15 protein-coding genes are annotated in these 18,748 nt (G+C 47.4%); 7 read left to right on the forward strand and 8 right to left on the reverse strand.

Annotation, left to right across the window (positions count from 1 at the left end; genetic code table 11):
- Positions 1-328: 328 nt before the first annotated feature.
- Positions 329-1,528, forward strand: coding sequence for a hypothetical protein (locus tag V5N12_RS08605; protein ID WP_332898749.1), 1,200 nt, complete (start codon positions 329-331; stop codon positions 1,526-1,528).
- A gap of 38 nt (positions 1,529-1,566) precedes the next feature.
- Here V5N12_RS08605 and V5N12_RS08610 read toward each other — a convergent pair whose 3' ends face one another.
- Complete coding sequence (locus tag V5N12_RS08610) at positions 1,567-2,748, reverse strand: type I restriction enzyme HsdR N-terminal domain-containing protein (protein ID WP_332898750.1); 1,182 nt, start codon at positions 2,746-2,748, stop codon at positions 1,567-1,569.
- A gap of 134 nt (positions 2,749-2,882) precedes the next feature.
- On the opposite strand from V5N12_RS08610, the gene V5N12_RS08615 reads away from it, so the two are divergent.
- Both V5N12_RS08615 and V5N12_RS08620 read left to right on the forward strand, forming a co-directional pair.
- On the forward strand, positions 2,883-3,671 hold the full coding sequence (locus tag V5N12_RS08615; RefSeq protein WP_332898751.1) for a DNA adenine methylase: 789 nt from the start codon (positions 2,883-2,885) through the stop codon (positions 3,669-3,671).
- A 392-nt stretch (positions 3,672-4,063) separates the two neighbouring features.
- Positions 4,064-4,363 (forward strand): hypothetical protein, encoded by a 300-nt coding sequence (locus V5N12_RS08620; protein ID WP_332898752.1) that lies wholly within the window; start codon positions 4,064-4,066, stop codon positions 4,361-4,363.
- A 21-nt stretch (positions 4,364-4,384) separates the two neighbouring features.
- On the opposite strand, the gene V5N12_RS08625 is transcribed toward V5N12_RS08620, so the two are convergent.
- A complete protein-coding gene (locus V5N12_RS08625; RefSeq protein WP_332898753.1) occupies positions 4,385-5,020 on the reverse strand; it encodes a hypothetical protein in 636 nt (211 codons plus the stop codon).
- Between the two features lie 221 nt (positions 5,021-5,241).
- On the opposite strand from V5N12_RS08625, the gene V5N12_RS08630 reads away from it, so the two are divergent.
- A complete protein-coding gene (locus tag V5N12_RS08630; RefSeq protein ID WP_442904969.1) occupies positions 5,242-9,555 on the forward strand; it encodes an Eco57I restriction-modification methylase domain-containing protein in 4,314 nt (1,437 codons plus the stop codon).
- A gap of 822 nt (positions 9,556-10,377) precedes the next feature.
- Here the strand turns inward: V5N12_RS08630 and V5N12_RS08635 are convergent.
- From V5N12_RS08635 to V5N12_RS08650, 4 genes are all read right to left on the reverse strand, one after another.
- Positions 10,378-11,754, reverse strand: a complete 1,377-nt coding sequence (locus tag V5N12_RS08635; RefSeq protein ID WP_332898755.1) for a hypothetical protein — start codon at positions 11,752-11,754, stop codon at positions 10,378-10,380.
- A 238-nt stretch (positions 11,755-11,992) separates the two neighbouring features.
- Entirely contained in the window at positions 11,993-12,571 is a 579-nt protein-coding gene (locus tag V5N12_RS08640) for a hypothetical protein (protein ID WP_332898756.1), read from the reverse strand.
- Positions 12,572-12,638: 67 nt separating this feature from the next.
- Entirely contained in the window at positions 12,639-13,409 is a 771-nt protein-coding gene (locus V5N12_RS08645) for a hypothetical protein (RefSeq protein ID WP_332898757.1), read from the reverse strand.
- Positions 13,406-13,891, reverse strand: coding sequence for a hypothetical protein (locus tag V5N12_RS08650; RefSeq protein WP_332898758.1), 486 nt, complete (start codon positions 13,889-13,891; stop codon positions 13,406-13,408). The genes V5N12_RS08645 and V5N12_RS08650 overlap by 4 nt, the downstream gene beginning before the upstream one ends.
- Positions 13,892-14,025: 134 nt before the next feature.
- Here V5N12_RS08650 and V5N12_RS08655 point away from each other — a divergent pair, with 134 nt between their 5' ends.
- The 3 genes from V5N12_RS08655 to V5N12_RS08665 all read left to right on the forward strand — a co-directional run bounded on the left by V5N12_RS08655 (position 14,026) and on the right by V5N12_RS08665 (position 15,936).
- Positions 14,026-14,577 (forward strand): hypothetical protein, encoded by a 552-nt coding sequence (locus tag V5N12_RS08655; RefSeq protein ID WP_332898759.1) that lies wholly within the window; start codon positions 14,026-14,028, stop codon positions 14,575-14,577.
- A gap of 835 nt (positions 14,578-15,412) precedes the next feature.
- A complete protein-coding gene (locus V5N12_RS08660) occupies positions 15,413-15,745 on the forward strand; it encodes a PadR family transcriptional regulator (protein ID WP_332898760.1) in 333 nt (110 codons plus the stop codon).
- On the forward strand, positions 15,742-15,936 hold the full coding sequence (locus tag V5N12_RS08665) for a hypothetical protein (protein WP_332898761.1): 195 nt from the start codon (positions 15,742-15,744) through the stop codon (positions 15,934-15,936). Before V5N12_RS08660 ends, V5N12_RS08665 begins: the two co-directional genes overlap by 4 nt.
- Here V5N12_RS08665 and V5N12_RS08670 read toward each other — a convergent pair.
- Positions 15,933-17,207 carry a site-specific integrase gene (locus V5N12_RS08670; protein ID WP_332898762.1) on the reverse strand — a complete coding sequence of 425 codons (1,275 nt, stop codon included), beginning with the start codon at positions 17,205-17,207 and terminating at the stop codon, positions 15,933-15,935. The genes V5N12_RS08665 and V5N12_RS08670 overlap by 4 nt on opposite strands.
- 258 nt (positions 17,208-17,465) lie before the next feature.
- Entirely contained in the window at positions 17,466-18,725 is a 1,260-nt protein-coding gene (locus V5N12_RS08675; RefSeq protein WP_332898763.1) for a low temperature requirement protein A, read from the reverse strand.
- Positions 18,726-18,748: the final 23 nt, after the last annotated feature.

The raw sequence follows: 18,748 nt of genomic DNA on the forward strand, positions 1-18,748 counted from the left end.
GGACTTCGTCGCTGCGAAGTCCATGGAGCCCAAGTTGGAGCGCAAGGTGTCTTCGGGGGCGTTCGTCTCGATAGACACTGAGGAGTTGGTGTTGGTCGTCGCGTGAGAGCCAGACTCGACGGCCGTCTTTGGTTGGGTATGGTCTGATTTGCATGGGTTTCCGGTTTCTCTGGCTTGTCGGCTATTCCCGGAAACAAAACTGCTTCGGTGGTAGTGAATTGGGTGTGACTTAGGACGAGTCAGTTCGGATTTTGGTTTTGGGGGTGCGAGAATAGTTCATTCTCGGAAACTCCCTGAGAGTTATTGTCATAGACGCACGATGCCTATTATGACAGCCTCACAACCCATTGAACTATTACCGGAACAAAACGCCGTCACCATTCAAGACTTGACAATCAACGATTCAGACATCGTAGATTACCTTTCTGACTTTCCCACAACTGAAAGATCGCACGCACTGCAACGAGCGATCAAAATCGGTGTCTCAACACTGGAACTCTCCGAGACTTCAAAAGACGTTGAGTTTGTCAAACGTGAATTCTCGCTTCTTCAAGATTCGTTCCAATCTGAGATCGACGAGATGAGAGCCGAACTGGAAACTCGGTTTGGAGATGGCGGTGAACTTTCGGAAGCATTTGATGAATATCTCGGTAATGATGGTACCCTTCAAAGCCAGATGATTGATGCATTCGGTGAAGGAGGTGAATTTGAAAAACGGCTAGATGCAGTTCTCGGTGAAGACGGAGAAATGATTCAGCAGGCATTGGACCCAGATAAGCAAGGAACCCCTACAAATCGGTTAGAGGTTCGAATGAAAGAAGAATTCCGTTCGATACACGACAAGCTCGAAGAGAAGGAGGTGAAAAAGGAGATGAAACGTCGAAGTTGGGAGAAGGGGGATGAGTTCGAAGAGATTGTAGGAGAACTTCTTGGTGAGATTGTCTATGGGACCAATGATATACATGAGCCCACAGGGGACAAGGAAGGAGAGATTCCTGGTCGCGATGTTGGCGATCATGTAATTACACTTGGTGAAACCGGACAGCGAGTAGTACTTGAAGCAAAGAGTGAGAAGGGGTACAGTCAAAATAAGATTAAACAGGAGATGGAAGAGGCCTTGGAAAATCGAGCTGCTGACTATGGGATTTTCATTACAGAGTGCGAATCCTATGTCCCGAATAAAATTGGATATTTCCAGGAGTTTGACCAAAAAATTCTCTCAGTTGCCCTCCGCGCTGACGAAGATGATGAAATAGAGCCTGGCTTTCTACAAATCGCATACAACTGGGCGCGAATGCGTACGTTACAAAACCATCTCAGTGAGAGTGATTCTATCGATACAGCAGTGGTTAATGCCCAAGTAGACGAAGTTCGGGATTCCATCAAACGCTTCAGCACAGTGAAAACCAAATGTACACGAATTGAGGACACAGCACAAGAGATCAAAGGATTGCTCGATGAGATTCAACAGTCGGTGAATGAGAAGTTGAATCGAGTGACAGCTGAGCTCAGTAAAGTCCCAGAGTAGTCAAAATCACTCTACTAACCCTTTGTGAGCAGGTTCGTTTAGAACAGATCTTCAGTTGTCTTCGCAGTTCGAAACTTGCCCAGCGTAGTATATCGGAGACTCTGGGGGTATTTTTTAGCATATGGAATTGGATCTTCGAGTTCATAAAGCGACCCCGGTTGGAGAACAATGACTTTCTTTTTCCTTTGATTCGGATCGCTAAGATCGATAATATCTCCGGGGTTATCTTCGAGGTCCGCCTCGTCAATATCGACCACATCAGCCACTTGAGCGACGTACCAGACTGCAGATACACCGTTACCACCGGTGATATAGAATGCCGCGAACTCTGGGTTCTGGCCGATATGCACGAATCCCCAAGCCTGGTTCCGGAACAAAAAGTCAAGCCCACGCTCGATTTTGGCAGGGACAACAGCAACTGAATCCTGGGCATCGCCAGGAATATCTCGTCTTGCGATCGTCTGGTCTACCTTGTCAGATGGCCGTTCAAGCTTCGTCTGTGAGGGAACGTTGGGAGTACTGGTTTGTTTCGGCTTTTCAGGGACAGAGTCACTCTGCTCGATTGTGTTGATTAAGTTGGTGATGAACCCCGTAGCAAGTTCCGTTGCTTCCTGATGTATCGTTTCGTCCAAATCTCGCGTGACTACGTCAGCCACTTCTTCAGAGATAGCTTCGCTATTGTTTCTTAAGTGCTCAACAGCATGTTTTCGCTTCACGATGTTCGATGCAATATTCTCTGCTTCGCCACTCACAATCGAATCCTTTGAGAAGAGGTTGAGAAGCCACATCTTCTCTTCAAAGTTGTCTATTTCTACAGATCCCAAGTGAATGATTTCGGGTGGGCCACCGTCACTTGGTTCGAGTTTCAGTGCGATGAATTTCTTGCCGTTTGTAATGAGACCAAATTCAACCCACTCTTTCTGCATGTAATCGCCCAACTGGCCGATATTGTAATCCGTGATATCGGAATCGCTCGCTTTGGCCTCAACGAATACTTCGGGTTCTCCTTCTAGCTTCAGGGCATAGTCGACTCGTTTGTCAGAGGACATCATCTGAACAGTGTATTCAAGAGCAACTTCGGGTGAATAGAGGTTCCAGCCCAGAAGGTGAATGAAGGGATCTATGATTTTGGTGCGAGTACTTTGTTCATCCAGCCCAGTAGATGCGTTGAGAATTGTGGTGGATTGTTCGACGTACTGCTCGACACTCGATTGATTCATATTAGTTGTATGTCCAACAGAATCAGTATAAAACCATGACTTTGAATCGGACGCGTTCACCGAGGCAATCCATTTTCAGTTTCACTCTCCCCTATAGACCGCTCCTTATCTAGTCGCCCGGAAACCAGCAGTCCATGCCACAGGCAGTCTTCCCGTACCCGGGTGGTAAATCGCGCTTCGCATCGTGGATACTCGACTACGTTCCTGAGCACCGCACGTTCGTCGAGGTGTTCGGTGGCGCTGCGGGCGTCCTGGCCAACAAAGACCCGGATTGTTCCAACGTTGAGGTCTATAACGACGTCGACGAAGATCTCGTTCATTTCTTCACAGTCCTTCGCAAGCAACCAGACGAGCTCGTAGAGTGGTTGCATCAGGTTCCGTACTCGCGGCAGTTGCATTCTGAATGGGCACAGTACTACTACCGGGGCTACCGGCCAATCGGTGATGTTGAGCGGGCAGGTCGGTTCTTCTATCTTCGATACTCACAGTGGGGTGCAAGCTACTCCTCCAATAGCGGGTTTGCCACGAGCAAGGTGAATAGTCGGGCACAATCTTACTCGAACAAGATTGACAAGCTCCAGGCGTTCGCTGGTCGATTTGATGCAGTGATAATCGAAAATTTAGATTGGCGTGACGTGCTTGAAAAGTACGATAGTGCGGAGACAGTGTTCTATCTCGACCCGCCCTACGTTGGGAAAGAAGACTACTATCCTGCCGGGGTAATCGACCACGAAAGGTTGGTCGAGTCTCTTTGTAATCTGGAAGGAGACGCGATCTGCTCATACGAAAAGCTCCCAGACGACGTTGATGGACTATTTTCGGTGACTCGCGATGGCGAAAAGCGATTCATCAACAACGGAAAGAGTGGTGAGGCCAAGGACGCGGTTGAGCGACTACTCTTCAACTTCGACCCAACTGCGTAATTCAGAGATTCACGCGAACTACAGTTTCACTTCCACTCCCCATGCTTGGATGCGGACTAAGAGGGCCTCCTCCCTCAGCAATCGAGTGATGACAAAACAGACCGTCAACCTCGAGGATAATCTCGACCGCTGGCGCTACCTGTGTCCACGTGGGCACGCCAGCTGGGAGCCGACAAATCATCACTTCTGGTGTTCAACGTGCGCGCGGACGTTCAATATCGATGGCGTATTCTACGAACTCCATGACCGGAAGACGCATACGCAATTGAAACGGGATGAGGTTCGGCTAATGTACGCCTCTGGGGAATACGAATCGAAGTAGTTCTGACTGTAAATGGCTTATTGGAAGAGATACCAAGTGAATTTAATACGTTCTTTCCAACAGTTCTACTATGTCATCTAATGGATATTCGATTACTGCTTTCTTACATTTGGTTCAACAGAAGTGGTCGTCGGACGACCCGAAAGATACTATCCCCGGGTATCTTGGAAAAATTGTTGTTGAAGGGGGAATCTTCACTTTTGTTGCAGTCTTCCTTTTGGCACTTGGGTATGCAATTGATTCCTATCTTCTTCAATGGGGAATAATCACGACACCCAAAGCACTTGCTAGTGCATTTGCTGGATTTGAAGTCCTACTCTTTGGGGGTGGGTTTTGTAAAATTATTCGCAACACCAGCCAAGAAGAGTGATACCGTATTTCTTTACCCGTTCTATCGAACTCTTGGTCGACCCTGCTGACCAACCACGCGAAAGATGAAGTCTTCAAATACAGCCATCGACTCGCGTGACCACAGTACAATTCTCTCGATTGCACCGACTGAATGGCCTGCATCTTCGATGTATCGCACCAAACGGTATGCGATGTACAGCGTGAATGCCATGAATCCGCCTACACTCAATGGGATTAGATGCTCGCCCATTTTCAGGTCATAGACTGGATACAGCATTGCGACGATGTAGGCACCCATCACGAAGCCTGACGATCCAATGACTGTGGCAATCAGTAGCGCTACGAATAGAACTGCATTGTAATATGCGATTGCAAACACAGTTGCTAGCAAACTTTGGATTTTCCCCATCTCAGGCGCCTCTGAGTTTTCCCCAAAGACCAGCTCCTGACTGAAGTACACACCCCAACCTGTCAATGCGAATACTGCGTACGTGGCTATTGTCGGATTTAGATTTACGTTCAACCCAATTAATGTTAGAGAGGTGAATAAGGCCATCAATAGGGCGAAGATGGGAACACCGAGGAGCATTCCTACAACATATTTCAATATACGGCCAGTGATGTCGTCAGCGTTATCGATACTAGCGACACCTGTTGCCACATTTTGCTCACTCATGCTACCCTCCTATACCAGTAGTAAGTAGACCACGATGTAAATCTGTTGGGGAGTCATTTCTTATACAATTACGATAGAGTTGGTCGGCAGCATCAATGGGATATCAAATAGAGGCTCAGAAGAGATCCGCAAAACCAGAATATTTGTCAACTATTATGTAGCAGTGGTGTGCTTAGGTGAGTAACCACTGAGTGGCACGATCCGCCACTAGCTTAACACAGATGTCTCAACAATATCATCCATACCGAACAAATCGCGATCTTTTCTCCAACCACTATCTTACAGACCACCTGCGGCAAACCGAATCCTGGAAAAATGTCAACCAAGATGAGGTTCGTGGAGTATACGAAGATATTAAAGCGCTCTGGAACGAGAAAAAAAGCCGAGTCGAAGATTACAATGAAGCCCAATTAGAGCGAAACTTCATTCGTCCAATCTTCAAAATTCTAGGAATTTCGTACGAGATAGAAGAGACTGTTCTACGGAATTCACGGCGTCCAGATTATGGGTTTTTCCCAAGTGCGGAAGCAGCAGACGCAGCATTCGATCGAGATGATTTCTATGAGGAGGCGGTTGCTGTTGCGGATGCAAAACGTTGGGGGCGTAAACTTGACACGCGTGGAGAGGAGAAACGTGACTTCGAAAACCCCAGCTACCAAATCCATGCATATCTTCAGGAAACCCCAGTTCAGTGGGCAGTTCTAACGAATGGAGAGGAGTGGCGACTCTACTACGGACCGACCAGCCATCGCCTGGACTCGTACTACGAGATTAACCTTCCCGAAATACTCCGCACTGTTGAAAGTCAAGATGGGAGCATAGAGAATTTCAAAGACTTCTATCTCTTCTTTCGCGATAAGGCATTTCTTCCCGACCAGTCCGGTGATTGCTTCCTTGACGAGGTGTACGACGAGTCAAGTATCTTCGCAGAATCAATCGGCGAGGACCTTCAGGATAACATATATCAGGCGATTCGGGTTCTTGCGGAAGGATTCCTTGAAACAAACGAAGAGCTTGATACAGACGATTTGACGTTAATCCACGACAGCTCACTCATTTACCTCTATCGACTCATCTTCGTTCTATACGCCGAGAGTGAAGGCCGCGATCTTCTACCTACAGACAAAGACATCTATCGCGAGAGCTACAGTCTGAATCACCTGAAACAAACAGTTGTCGAAAAACGTAACGCGACCACAAAGCACTATCAGGCTTGGCAAACGAATCTTTGGGATCAACTCGAAGATCTGTTTATTCTCATCGATCAAGGAAGTCAAGGCAAGAATATTCCAAAAGAAGACCTCTACATCCCCGCGTATAATGGTGGACTCTTTCGAACAAACCCTGACTCGGATGACAGTGAAGAAGCCCAATTCCTCGCTACTTACAATGTAGGCGACACCTACCTTGCAGAAGTTATCGAGCTTCTCACCCACAGGCGATCTGATGATGGACAAGGAACGGTGTTCGTCGATTACTCATCCCTCGATGAACGTCATCTCGGTTCGATATACGAAGGGATTCTCGAATATCGAATCGATGTCGCTTCTGAGAACCTCACACTCGAAGATGGGGAATATATATCTGCAGGTGAAAACGACGAGGTCGTCGTTAAGAAAGATGACGTGTACCTTATCACAGGTGCAGGGCAGCGAAAAGCCACAGGCTCCTACTATACACCAGAATATATTGTTGAGTATATTGTTGATGAAACACTCGGCCCGCTCATCGAGAGAATTCGTGCAGACCTCGTTTCTGAAAGTGCCGACACAACACATCAACGGGAGAAAGGGTTTGCCGAGAAGTTTGCCGAGCGCGTCTTTGATCTGAAAATTCTTGATCCATCAATGGGAAGCGGTCATTTTCTTGTAAACGCGGTTGACTATCTTGCTCGTGAGATAATCGAGGCACAAGAACGACAGGATCAGCAAGCTGCTCGAAAGGGTAACGAGGACGCAATGAGTTCCCCACTCACCGAAGAAGGTGAGCTCCGAGATATCAACTGGGCGCGACGAACAGTCGCTCAGCGATGTATCTACGGTGTAGACTTGAATCCACTTGCCACAGAACTGGCAAAGGTTTCTCTTTGGCTACGTACGCTAGCAGCAGAGCAACCACTCGCATTCCTCGACCATCATCTAAAAACTGGGAATTCCCTTATTGGGAGCGATATTGAGGAAGTTCTAGATACTGGTGAAAATGATATGCCAGAAGGCCAGCTTACCCTTCAACAATCATTCGACAGAACTCGCCAACAGGCTCTTGAACACGTCATGGAACGCTTCCAAGAGCTCCTCTCAATCGAGAATGAAACCTTGGAAGATATTAAAGAGATGGAGGCAGTGTACGATGAGATTCGCGAAGATCCTTTATATCAACATTTAATTGCCATGTCAAATGTCCACACGGCGGAGGCATTCAATCTGAATATTCCTGATGATGCATATGAGCGGATTGCTTCCGCTCTCAGAGGGAATTCTTGGGCAAATATTGAATTGCAAAATTGGTTCAAGTCCTCCCAAAAGCTATCTATTGAAAAATCATTTTTCCATTGGGAACTCGAGTTTCCTGTCGTTTTCTATGATGAACATGGATCCAGAAAAAGTGATGCAGGATTTGATGCCGTACTCGGAAACCCACCATGGATACGTAGTATCAGTTTGAAAAATAGTGATGAAACAAGCTGGAAATATTACAAAGAGTCTTATCGCTCAGCACAAAGAGGAGAGTTTGATATATACTTATGCTTCATTGAAAAAGGAAATGAGATGCTTTGCAGTAAAGGTGAATTTGGATATATTGTTCCAAACAAGTGGCTAACCTCCCAAGTGGGTGCCGAACTAAGGGAATTGTTAGCGACTTCAAAAAATCTCCGGAAACTCGTCGATTTCCAATCAAGGCAGATGTTTAAGGGTATTACGACCTATTCTTGCCTCCTGTTTTTACAGAACGAACCGAATTCGACCCTGAAAGTCGAGCAACTCGACCCTTCAATAGAAATACCTAACAAAATAATTCTATCAACTCCTGAAATTTGGAAGATGGGGGTAGTAAACACTGACACCCTATCCTCAGACCCATGGTCATTCAATATCGGCCCAATAGGAGCGATTTTTGATGAACTTTCGACTAATCCCTCTTTGTCAAAAGTGGCAAATGTATTCAAAGGAATTGGTACAAATGCAGATTCTGTTTTCTTACTAAATGAGACAGAGAAGGGTCTGTACTCCGATCAGTTAGAACAGCACGTATCCATCGAAGACGAGTTGCTTGAACCAGCATTAAAAGGTTCAGATATTGAAGCGTACCACCATACTCAGAAGCGTTTTCTATTGTTTCCCTATGAAACAAAGCCAGATGGTGTTGAAGTATTATCTAAAGCCAAGATAAAGAGTAACTATCCAAAAGCATGGCAGTATTTGCTAAAAGTTAGAGACGAATTAGAATCCCGTGAGAGTGGGCGGTATATAGGTTCAAAAGAATGGTATCAATTTGGAAGACCTCAAAATATGAAGCGGGCCCGAGAATCCAAAGTCGTGCTCCCGGATGTTGTGAACAAGGCTACTGCTTCTCAAGACTTCGACGGGTTTGCAATTCTAGATACTGTTTACGGAGTTCAATCGACTAAGTATGACCTTCGGTTTATTACTGCTTTACTGAACTCAGATTTACTCAGTGCATTTCTAGAATTTTCTGGTACCAACCTACGAGGTGGCTATTTTAGAATGAAGACTGCATATTTGAATCCGTTCCCGGTACCTGATATAGAGTACTTTGGAGTGGTTGATGATGTTCAGCCTACAATCATATCCAAAGCCAAAAATATTGTAAATGGTAATCTGAAACTTACCGAACTCGAAAAGCTCAATATATTGTCACAGTACCAATTATTATGTGTACTAGTTGACTTTCGCTCAGAATTCACGAACGAACTCTCAGGAATAAATCTCAATATTCTGGATTACCTTGGTCAATACGAGCCTGGTTTATCAATCGATGAACTGCCCGAATATCAACCACCAAGAAATATAGCCAAGAGTATACTTTTGGAAACGACGGGATCAAGAAAAAGTCTCCGTATTGGTAGAGTTGATTTTCGTGAAGAGGGTACTAAGATCTCACTACGAGCTAGTGCAAGGTATAAACCAACTGATGAGGACATTGCAGATACTGATAGGTGGGGTTACACAGAAACAGAGCTCGAACCCGCTATCACTTTTGTAGGCCTTGATGAAGAAACTCGAGCATTAATTAAAGAGTTTGTTCCAGTGGTTGTTGAAAAAGCTGGAGGATTCGCTGGTTTTCGTTCAAACGCAACAAAAACAAATTCGATTATCGACCGATTGAATGAGATAACTCTTCCAAGTCAGAGTGATATAGGGAATAGCTTAAACCAATTTTTGAGAAAAAAGGAAAAGTCAAATAAATTGAATGAAGAGATTGGCCGAATTGATGAGGGAATTGAGCAGATCCTATATGGGTTTTACAAATTATCGGAGGGGGAAATTAAATCGATTCAAAACTCATTAGAATAGAGTGTAATATGTATCTTTGTCTGCAAAACCATTTCGAATATTTATTGGAAGGCATGTTATGGAATGCTGCGCCAATTCCCTCCAAAAACTCAATAATTTTTCGATCTTCTTGGTCATCAAACTCAGACTATGGAATATCTAATTGAGCGATCAGAAACCGCTCAATTAGTTTTCACTCACAGAATTAAACTGCCGGTCATGAGATGCGCAACTCCGCGATATCAGCAACCACATCCTTCTGCGACCGTCGCATTGCCGCTGCAATCCGCGCCGGCATCTCCTCATGATCAGCGAAGCGATACGCTGCAATGTGCTGTTCGCTCGCTGAGGCGACCACAGTCGGGATACTTCTCTGGGGAACGACTGGAACTCCATCTTCGCACGTCTGATCCAACTCGGTGTACGTGAGCGCCTGCTGGCGCTTGGTGGATGAATCCTCGAAAACATCGAACGAGACTACTTCGGGGTCATCGCCAGGGACGTACGTGACGGATCTGCTCTGTTCTACAACCGCACTCCCGTCGAGAAACTCACGCTGAAGTATTCGCTCCGGAAAATGGCTTCGAACACACGGTCTGGATAGAGGAAAACCGCACCCGATGCGAGAACAAACAGCGTCCCAAGAACCTCGATTGGGATCCCAATATTCCACGGATTCGCTATGAGCACTAGACCAGCGATGGGGCCACCTGCGGCGACTTTCCGCTATTGGGCTTGGGTTACGAGGAAGCCTAGTTTCTGGTTCAACATGATTTGGCTTGAATCAAAAATAGACTACAATTTCATATAAGAAATTATCAATTAAATTTAAATAGTCCATCACTAAATAAGATAAGATAATTTTCTCCTCAACTTCGAGATTTGTTGAGAAAATCTAGTTTTGGCATCAGGTTGATTCCAAAGAGTGTACTCGTCTTGGAATTGGATGATTGAATCCGCGTCACAAATTATTTTTTTAATCTCAGCATCGCTGATTTCGTTTTCAAAGAATGCATTCAATATGCGATACAAGGTGTTTGTAGTCAATATTAGTTTATTAGTACCACTGATATCGCCAATGAAATTACCTTTATTCAATTTCCTACTTGACGGGGGATCATTCATCGAAATATTCGCAATCAAGATCGAATATACCTCATTCTCCGATTCTCTCGTAGATGAATAGTCTCGAATGTGTCGGTCAAGTTGACTGAGCTTACTATCCTTTATCCCTCCACCAGTTCCTGTTACCTCCAGAAGATAGTCTCGATTTTGGAACTTAATCACACCATCCCACTTTCCAGGGTATTCACCATCAACTTGAAATCCAAACTCACGAAATGCATCAATGACAAGATTTTCTAAAGTAGTATTATTCGTGTAAAGTAGCTTTTTGTATTCTTCCCTCTTCTCGAACTCTTCTTTTGCACTCTGAATTTGTAATTCCAGTTCAGATAATCGAGTTGATAAATTACTCTTTCCGAGTGTAGCTACATCCTTTTCCCAGAGTGGAGCGGTTTCAGTTCGAATATAAGATGCGTTGTATCCATACCAATTCTGAAGAATGCCAACTACAAAATCACTAAATGATTCCTTGCGTGGAGGAAGTAAATAGATGGAACCAGAATATTGAATTCCGTGGGAAAATTGTATTTCTCCAGCGACAACTTCGTCTGTGTTATTTTTTGCAATTCCATTTAATTTCCCCTTCTCAGGGGTTCCGGATTGCCTTGCCAACATGTCAAACCCATCTGTAATTTTTTGCATGGTAGAATTACGAAATGAACTTTGGTTTTCTGGCCAGGGTCTTATTCCCATTAATCGCATTTTCCAGTGAAATTGAGGTGGTGAAAAATACCATTTCCAATCCCGCTTCGGTGGCTTATCTGACATTCTGCCAAGTCGAATTGGAACATTTATGTTTTCACCTTGTTCAGATGAGTCGGTTTGAATCTCAAAAGGCAGCCAGTTTAGCAAATTCACACTCGCTTCGATTCCACTTTGAGAAGGGATTGAAATCTCTGTTTGGAGAGGGAGCCGTACGAATATGTCATTTCGAGATTTAGTATGTTTGTCTACAGCTTCACGTTTTGGGAAACTTATTGACTTATCGGAGGAGAATGAAGGAGGATCATACTTAGACGGGTTTCGATATAGCTCAAATAAATCAAGAAAAACTGCGCTATAATCCTTGATGTTATAATCGTCGTACCACTCCACGATGTCATAAGAGAGCTCGGAGTGTACATTGAAACTCGGGCCAACTGCTAACCAACGAACCATATATTCAGTTTTCTCAATATGATTACAGAATAATAGCTCTAATGCAAATGAGGTGAAAACAGGAGAAGATCCAATTGACAATAACGTTTCGTACGAAAATGATGAATCTCTTGGCTTGCTTGCCAACTTCAGATTGTGAAACGTGGTTCAAGAATCAACTCAAATATTTCCTCCGTTATTTAGAATCCTTTTCACTCAACTTGTCACCTTCAACGTGAGAAACAAAATAGTCGTCGCTAGAGAGGTTTGCTTCAAGGACTTCAATCGCCTTTGATTGTTCATCGTATAGTACTTCGATTCGGTTGACAAGATCCGCTCCGATATGACTCTCTAACGCTTTTGGTTCGCGTTCAAATACAGAATCAACCAGAGATACTTGTGACCGTTGGCGTCTATAGGTAACAATCAAATCCTCAATCAGAAGTGCCGACGAGTAGTATTTAACTACATACTTCAGTTCCTTAGGCGAGAGCAATCCAAGGTTCTCCCGATTCCCCTCATAAACTATTGTAGGAACAAGTCGTTCAAGCTTTGCGACTCGCTCTGGACGCGGCTCTTCATAATCCAAATTCATCAGGTGAATTTCCTGGAGCAAAGCCCGTCGAATCCACTCCGCCTGTTCAAACTCGTCAATATAATCGTTGGGATCACCATCACTGATGAACGCTTGATTGAAGAAGCATACTCTGAGATTCCTGATAACAAAAGAGAGGGGATTGAGAACCGAGATGGGAATTGAGTAGTATTCAAACAATTGTAGGAGGCTCTATTAACACAAGAAGACCAAATCCCACTAGTTACTTGAGTGGGAAATCCATCCGCTATTCTGATTCCTTTGCCTCAAAAATAAGATTTGGAGTCTCATGTAATTCCTCATCAAAGAATTTGTCAAATGCAGTTGTGAAGATCGCCCTTATCTGTTCCTGCAATATATCGCCGTTTGCCACTTTTATTTCTCCTTTTTCATCTGCCCAATCGAATTCGATGTAAGCCTCTGAGAAGTTCTCAGATAATTCAACTGAGACTCCATCAATTTCATCTCCTTCAACATTCTCCTGGATTACTTCCCAAATATTCTCTTCAAGGAATTCTTTAATGAACCTCCGCTTCCACTCGTCCATGTCGATATCAAGAAGTTTCTCATCCTTTGGTGGATTCGTAAACGTAAGGCTAGGGATGACTCCTCTGAAGCTATTATCAACGAGTGATGAAATTGGACTTAATACTTCAGAGAGAAATCCGGATTCTAGGTGATACCGGAATTCCCATGGGACGGACGTATATCCATCTTCTTTCCAAATTTGGAGGGCATCCTCAAATTCCTCTTCATCTCCGTTTACCGTCGTGACAACCTCCACATCAACATTACCGATTTCTTCTTCATCTTCTCGGTTCGATTCGTAGTGAGGTGTCGAATAACAAGTAAGAGAACATTCTAAGCTATATTCTACGATTAGTTTCCCAACCTCACTGTCATATTGTGGATTATCACTTACTTCAAAGTCAATCGATATTCCACCGTAATCGAGTCCCTGAAAATTAGGTTCAATTGAGAGATTTAATTCTTTGATGTAATACTCTGCTAATTTCATGGATGTACCCTGAATCTCTGCTGGTCAGTATCCCTTCCGAAATTTTTAGTGCTTGCAACTTTTGTCATTTCGGAGACTTTTTCCACCTCAAACGCTGTCACTTGAGCTCCATCAATGTTTGGAGCATATGCAAAGGTAGGTTCTTTATCTTCGGCTTGGTATTTGGGGCGTGTTGCCTTGTAGAACCCATCCAGTATATTCAATCCAAATTGGGTGATTGAATAGTATCCACTATATCTACCACCAGTTTCTTCACGTGCTTCTTTTTTAACAAGCCCACCAATTTGGAGTGCCTCAAGGGCATCTGATAGACTTTGTTGATGAATATCCAGTTGATCTTTGAGTCCTGAAAACGGTAGGTCACCGTGTTCAAGTAGCGCGGCAACCACTCCCCAACGTAAGTCATTCTGGCCAACGAGGCCCTCAGCAGCTAATCTGGCTTCTTTTGGGATTTTGTTAGCGTACTCCTCGTATGGTTCCATAGTCAGGTCAGATATTTCTGACCCTGTAGATTTAAATCCTCCGATGGTTCTAATTTTCCGATTTAGTTAGAACCACACTAACATGCATGAAAAAGTACAAACCATAGTGGTGCGAGGGTTCATCCGGAAAATACATGGACGATTCTGACCCCCTCAATAGATTTCCAAATTGGGTCACTGATTCTCCAAAGAGGGGCTCTTCTCAATTGAATGTACATATCTTTGGCCCCTACCGTGGAGAATATCACGGTATTCTAAAGGAAGTTGTTGATTTTCTACAACATCATGGCTACAATGGTGCAAAGTTAGCGACTGACCTTCCAAACCATCCAATACCCTCTGGAGTGAGTAAAAATAAACAGAATTGGTGGGAAAGTGTGCGTTTCATGCACCAAGCGGATGCTGCAATATTCGTGTTATTACAGCCTGATGAGGATCGACTAGATGGTGCACCCGGTCATGGACTAAATTCTTCTGTATTTGCTGAGCTTACGTTCTGGGCTCATTTCTTTGCAGATAGGAAGAAGGGGACGCTAGTTTTCTATGAAGGTGAAATGAAACACAGAGGCTCACTTGTTTCTGGGATTGTTGAAGTTGGGGGAATAGAGGACATGGAGATTGGATTTGGTGAAATTGACAAGGTAAAAAATGCTAGTTTAACCACATGTATTAACTGGCTTCAGTAGTTTCACTTTCACTCACCCCATTTGGATTCTCACTTTTTACAACCCGTTCCTCGAATCGAGTGATGAGACGAGCAGTCGCACAAAGTGACGTAGTGAGGAACCCTCAGCCATACACTCCCAACATTTCCTCAAGAAGTCCGACTGAGGCAGGAAGCATCAACTTCACCGTTAAGATATTTTCGACCAGTCTTGGTCAGTGTATAGAGCCCTCTCGATGGACGCTTCAACATTCCATACGTAGTAAGGAGACGGCAACGAACACCCACATAATCGTTGTTCCGTTCCAGTTCGATTGCCAGCGACTTCGGAGTTCCTGCACCAGATTCGTCCAAAATTTCCAGTATCTGGTCATCAATTGGATTCATCCAATCCGCTCGCTGGCGACGCATTACGGTCTGAACAATCCATACATCTTGCATAGACTTGTCGGTGCACTGGAAAATTATATGTTTAACAGTGTTAAAAATATGCTAAACATATTTTATTATATGTTAAGCATAGATTTATGTCGGATTGGTAGACTTAGTAGAGATACGGAAGCTATACGCGGATCTAACAGCCTGTTGGGTCCAGTACGAAAATGCGGACCAGTGTTAGGCCACTGGGTCCGCGGAAGCTCCCGTAACCACACTACGGAAGCCATGTGTAAGAACGATACGCGGGGTCTTGAACACTCCGACAAGCCAGCAGAATCGACCACGAACACCGAATGCCCACGCTGCGGCCGCACGGTCGCCGCCGTGGAAACGCGCGGGCCGGCTACTCACATTCTCACGCCTTGCGGTCACTCCGTTGGGTCACTCACCATCAGCGACTACATCGGAGGTGTTAGCGCATGAGCGTTGAAACCCCCGACGAACAGACACCACTCGATATCGCGGTCGCGCTCACACAGTTCCGCGAACACATTCTCTACGTCGTCGCCGACTACGACGAACCACCCCACGGCCTCGCCATCAAAGCCGACCTCGAAGCCATCTACCACGCAGAGGTCAACCACGGCCGCCTCTACCCCAACCTCGACCAGCTCGTAGACAACGGCCTCCTCGAAAAAGGCGCACTCGACCGCCGCACCAACTACTACGAACTCACTGGCCACGCACGCCGCGTCCTCGCGGCCAAGCACGACTGGGAGGCAACCAAACTCCACGGAGTGCAGGTGCCATGAGTTCAGAGGGCTACGAACGCGGGCGAGCCTACGTCCGTGAAAACAAAGACGACCTCGTCCACATTCTCCGCCACGGCAGCAACGTGGACGTCCGCGCCTACGCCTACGCAGTTCTCAAACGCTACGGCAGCAAGCGCGATTTCGAAGAAGTCCGCAGAGAACTCGACCGCGTCGAGGAGGTCGAACTCTAATGACTGCGACCGCCGCTACCGTCCCACTCGTCCAACGCGGCCCGGAACCGGGACGCATCATCAGCCAAGTCCGGCCGCGCCTCAAGCACCGTCAACAGGTCTTGGGCACGCTCGACATCATCGAGCAAGCCGGGGTCATCCCTGATGAGCCGCATGACCGCCGTCCGCAGGCGCTCCTCGCGCTTGCGCATCGTCTCGGCCGCACCCGGCTCGGTCGCCTGCCCGCACCACACGCAGAACTCCTCTTCACGGGGCGTCTCGCGACTACACCGCGGACATTCGATGGGCGCAATCGGATCTGGCTCGTCCTTCGACACGTCAATGCCGTGGATGCGAGCGAGTTCGTTGTCTGCGGCCTTCCCGAACACCGAGACGTAGCGAGAGGCGACCTGACTGCCGCGCTTCCACCCGTGGTGGTCTTCGATGGTCGCCTGGTTGATACCGTGGCTCGCAAGCCAGCTCGCAGACGACTTCCGGAAGTTCGTGAAGGTCACTGGCTTGCGAACCTCTGCCCGGTCTGCAGCCCGCTGGAGAATCTTCGCCGCCGCGTTGTAGCTGATACCCTCTGCCTTCCCGATCTTGCTCCAGAGCGGGCAGGACGGGTTGTCCTTTCCGGGATGATCCTGCAGCCAGCGCTGGAGGTACGGAACGGACGGGATGAGCGTGATGGTTCGACGACCGACTTTTCCATCAACGGTAATCTGCAGGCCGTGCTCGTGGTCGGTGACGTCGCCCATGTCAAGGTTTCTGATTTCGCCACTCCGAGCCCCCGAATCCCACGCAACCGCGATGAGCGCTGCGTCACGGCTGTTACGACACTGGTTGACCATGGGGAGCACGTCGGCTTCCCAGTGGAGCATGTCGCCGGGCTTCGGCGCCGGGTCGTAGTTCTTCGAGGTACCACTCGGAATCCACTCGATGCTATCAGTTGGCTCAGTGCCGTTCTCGTCGCTCGCTCGACGACCGAACACACGGAGTGCGACCCGGTAGTCCCGGTTGGTTTCTTCGTTGTCGTAGGTTCGGTTGATCCAGCGGACGATCTCCTCTGCAGCGTCCTTGTTCACGAGGGCGTCTGCGAGCACGCCAACTTCCTCGGCCATGAGCGTACAGTGGCGGAGGAGTTTGACGTGGCGGTGGTCGCTGTAGACGGTCTTGAGGAGGTACATCTCGTCGCTGAAGGCGATGAGGGCGTCTCGGTCGGGCTCGTTGATGTCTGGGCTTTCGTCGATGCGGTCTCTGAGGCGCTCAATCTCAGCGGCTGGGTCGGCCATGAGAGTACCAAGGAAAATGCCCCTATTAAATACTCGGATGTGGACAAGTGCTGTTTGTCCCTCCTTTGGCTTTTCTGACTGCGAACAATTTCGTGAGCAGTCGAAACGCCGTACAGTGGGATTTGAATCAGGAAGCGAACGCAAGTGAGCGACCGTGGTTCAAACTCCCTCCTTTTGCTTTTCTATTGGGCAACATGGTGAGCGACAGGACTCTGTCGTAGAATTGAATCGGTCAAAGGGACTGTGAGCGACAGGCGTTCACACCTCAGCCGAGGCTGGTTGAATATCAACCCACGGATGAACGATACTTTCGAAGCCGACGAGGGCGATGAACGCGACGGCGATGGTGCCAATCAGCACGACTGGTGAAACCGTGTTTGCCAGAGGGATGAGCGCCAGGAACGTTACGATGACGACGAGCCGCGCTACCAGTACGTGGTTGTCGAAACGTATCTCGCCGGATACCTGTGGGATGGCCCGTTGGAGGATGGCACAGCCGAGCAAGAACGAGGCAACCCCTCCACAGAGTACGAGTCGGCCGCCTTGTTCCAGTGTGTGACCGGCAATCGTCGCTTCGATGGCGAGCACCAATCCGACCCCAGCCGCAACGATTCCGAGGTGAACGAAGAAGTGGCTGAACACGTAGACGAGTGCGGCTTGGCGTGCCCGGAGCTGTCGGTCAGGCGGGGCGCTGAGCGCCCGGTCGATGACACGCTCGTCGAACCGCCCGAAGTAGAGCCACCATGCGCCGACTGCAATCAAGAAGCCGCCCAGTCCGACGAGGAGCACTTCGAGTTGGAAATCAGCCCCAGAGGTCACAATGGAGGTGCCAAACGAGACGGCGAGAATGGTCTCACCGAGGACGATGATGGTGATGAGCCCGAGGCGCTCGGGGAAGTGTGACACCTGAACGAGGACGGTGTCGAAGACGGTGTACAACACTGCGACTCCGGCCATATTGATGGTGAACGCCGCAATCCACAGCCCGAACCGGCCGGGGTCGGGGACGAGCAGGGAAACCCCCCAAACAGCGGTCGTCAAGAATTCTGAGGTAATCCACGTCATGACGAACCCCTGTGTCTCTTCTGTGACGACGTTTGGTCGCGGCCGGAGATAGAGAACGGTGAGAACCACGCGCAAAAACAGCATCGTGGCCCCGAACACGAACGTCTGGCCGTGGAACACGCCGTCTACGGTCTGTGAGAGGAATATCACGACGAACATGACGCCGATGAGGCTCGCCCGCGAGATGAGGTCGTCTGCGGCATACAGGTCTGCGTAGTAGCTGTAGTCAAGCCAGACCCACCAGACCAACACGAACACGCCGGTGAAATACAGCACGCCTTCGAGCGTCAAGTTGTGGTGGAGATTCGTTCCAATCTCTGCGATAGCTGCGACGAACACGAGGTCGAAAAAGAGTTCGAGCCATGTGGCGTGGCGCAGACTCTCCTCTCGGCCGGTATACACCGAGAGCGGCCGCTTGAAGTGTCTCCTGATTCCTCGAGGGTCGAACGCCATCGAATCTCTCCTGCGTATATAAA

It is taken from the genome of Haladaptatus sp. CMSO5 (genome assembly GCF_036689885.1).
In the GTDB taxonomy this organism is placed as follows: domain Archaea; phylum Halobacteriota; class Halobacteria; order Halobacteriales; family Halococcaceae; genus QDMS2.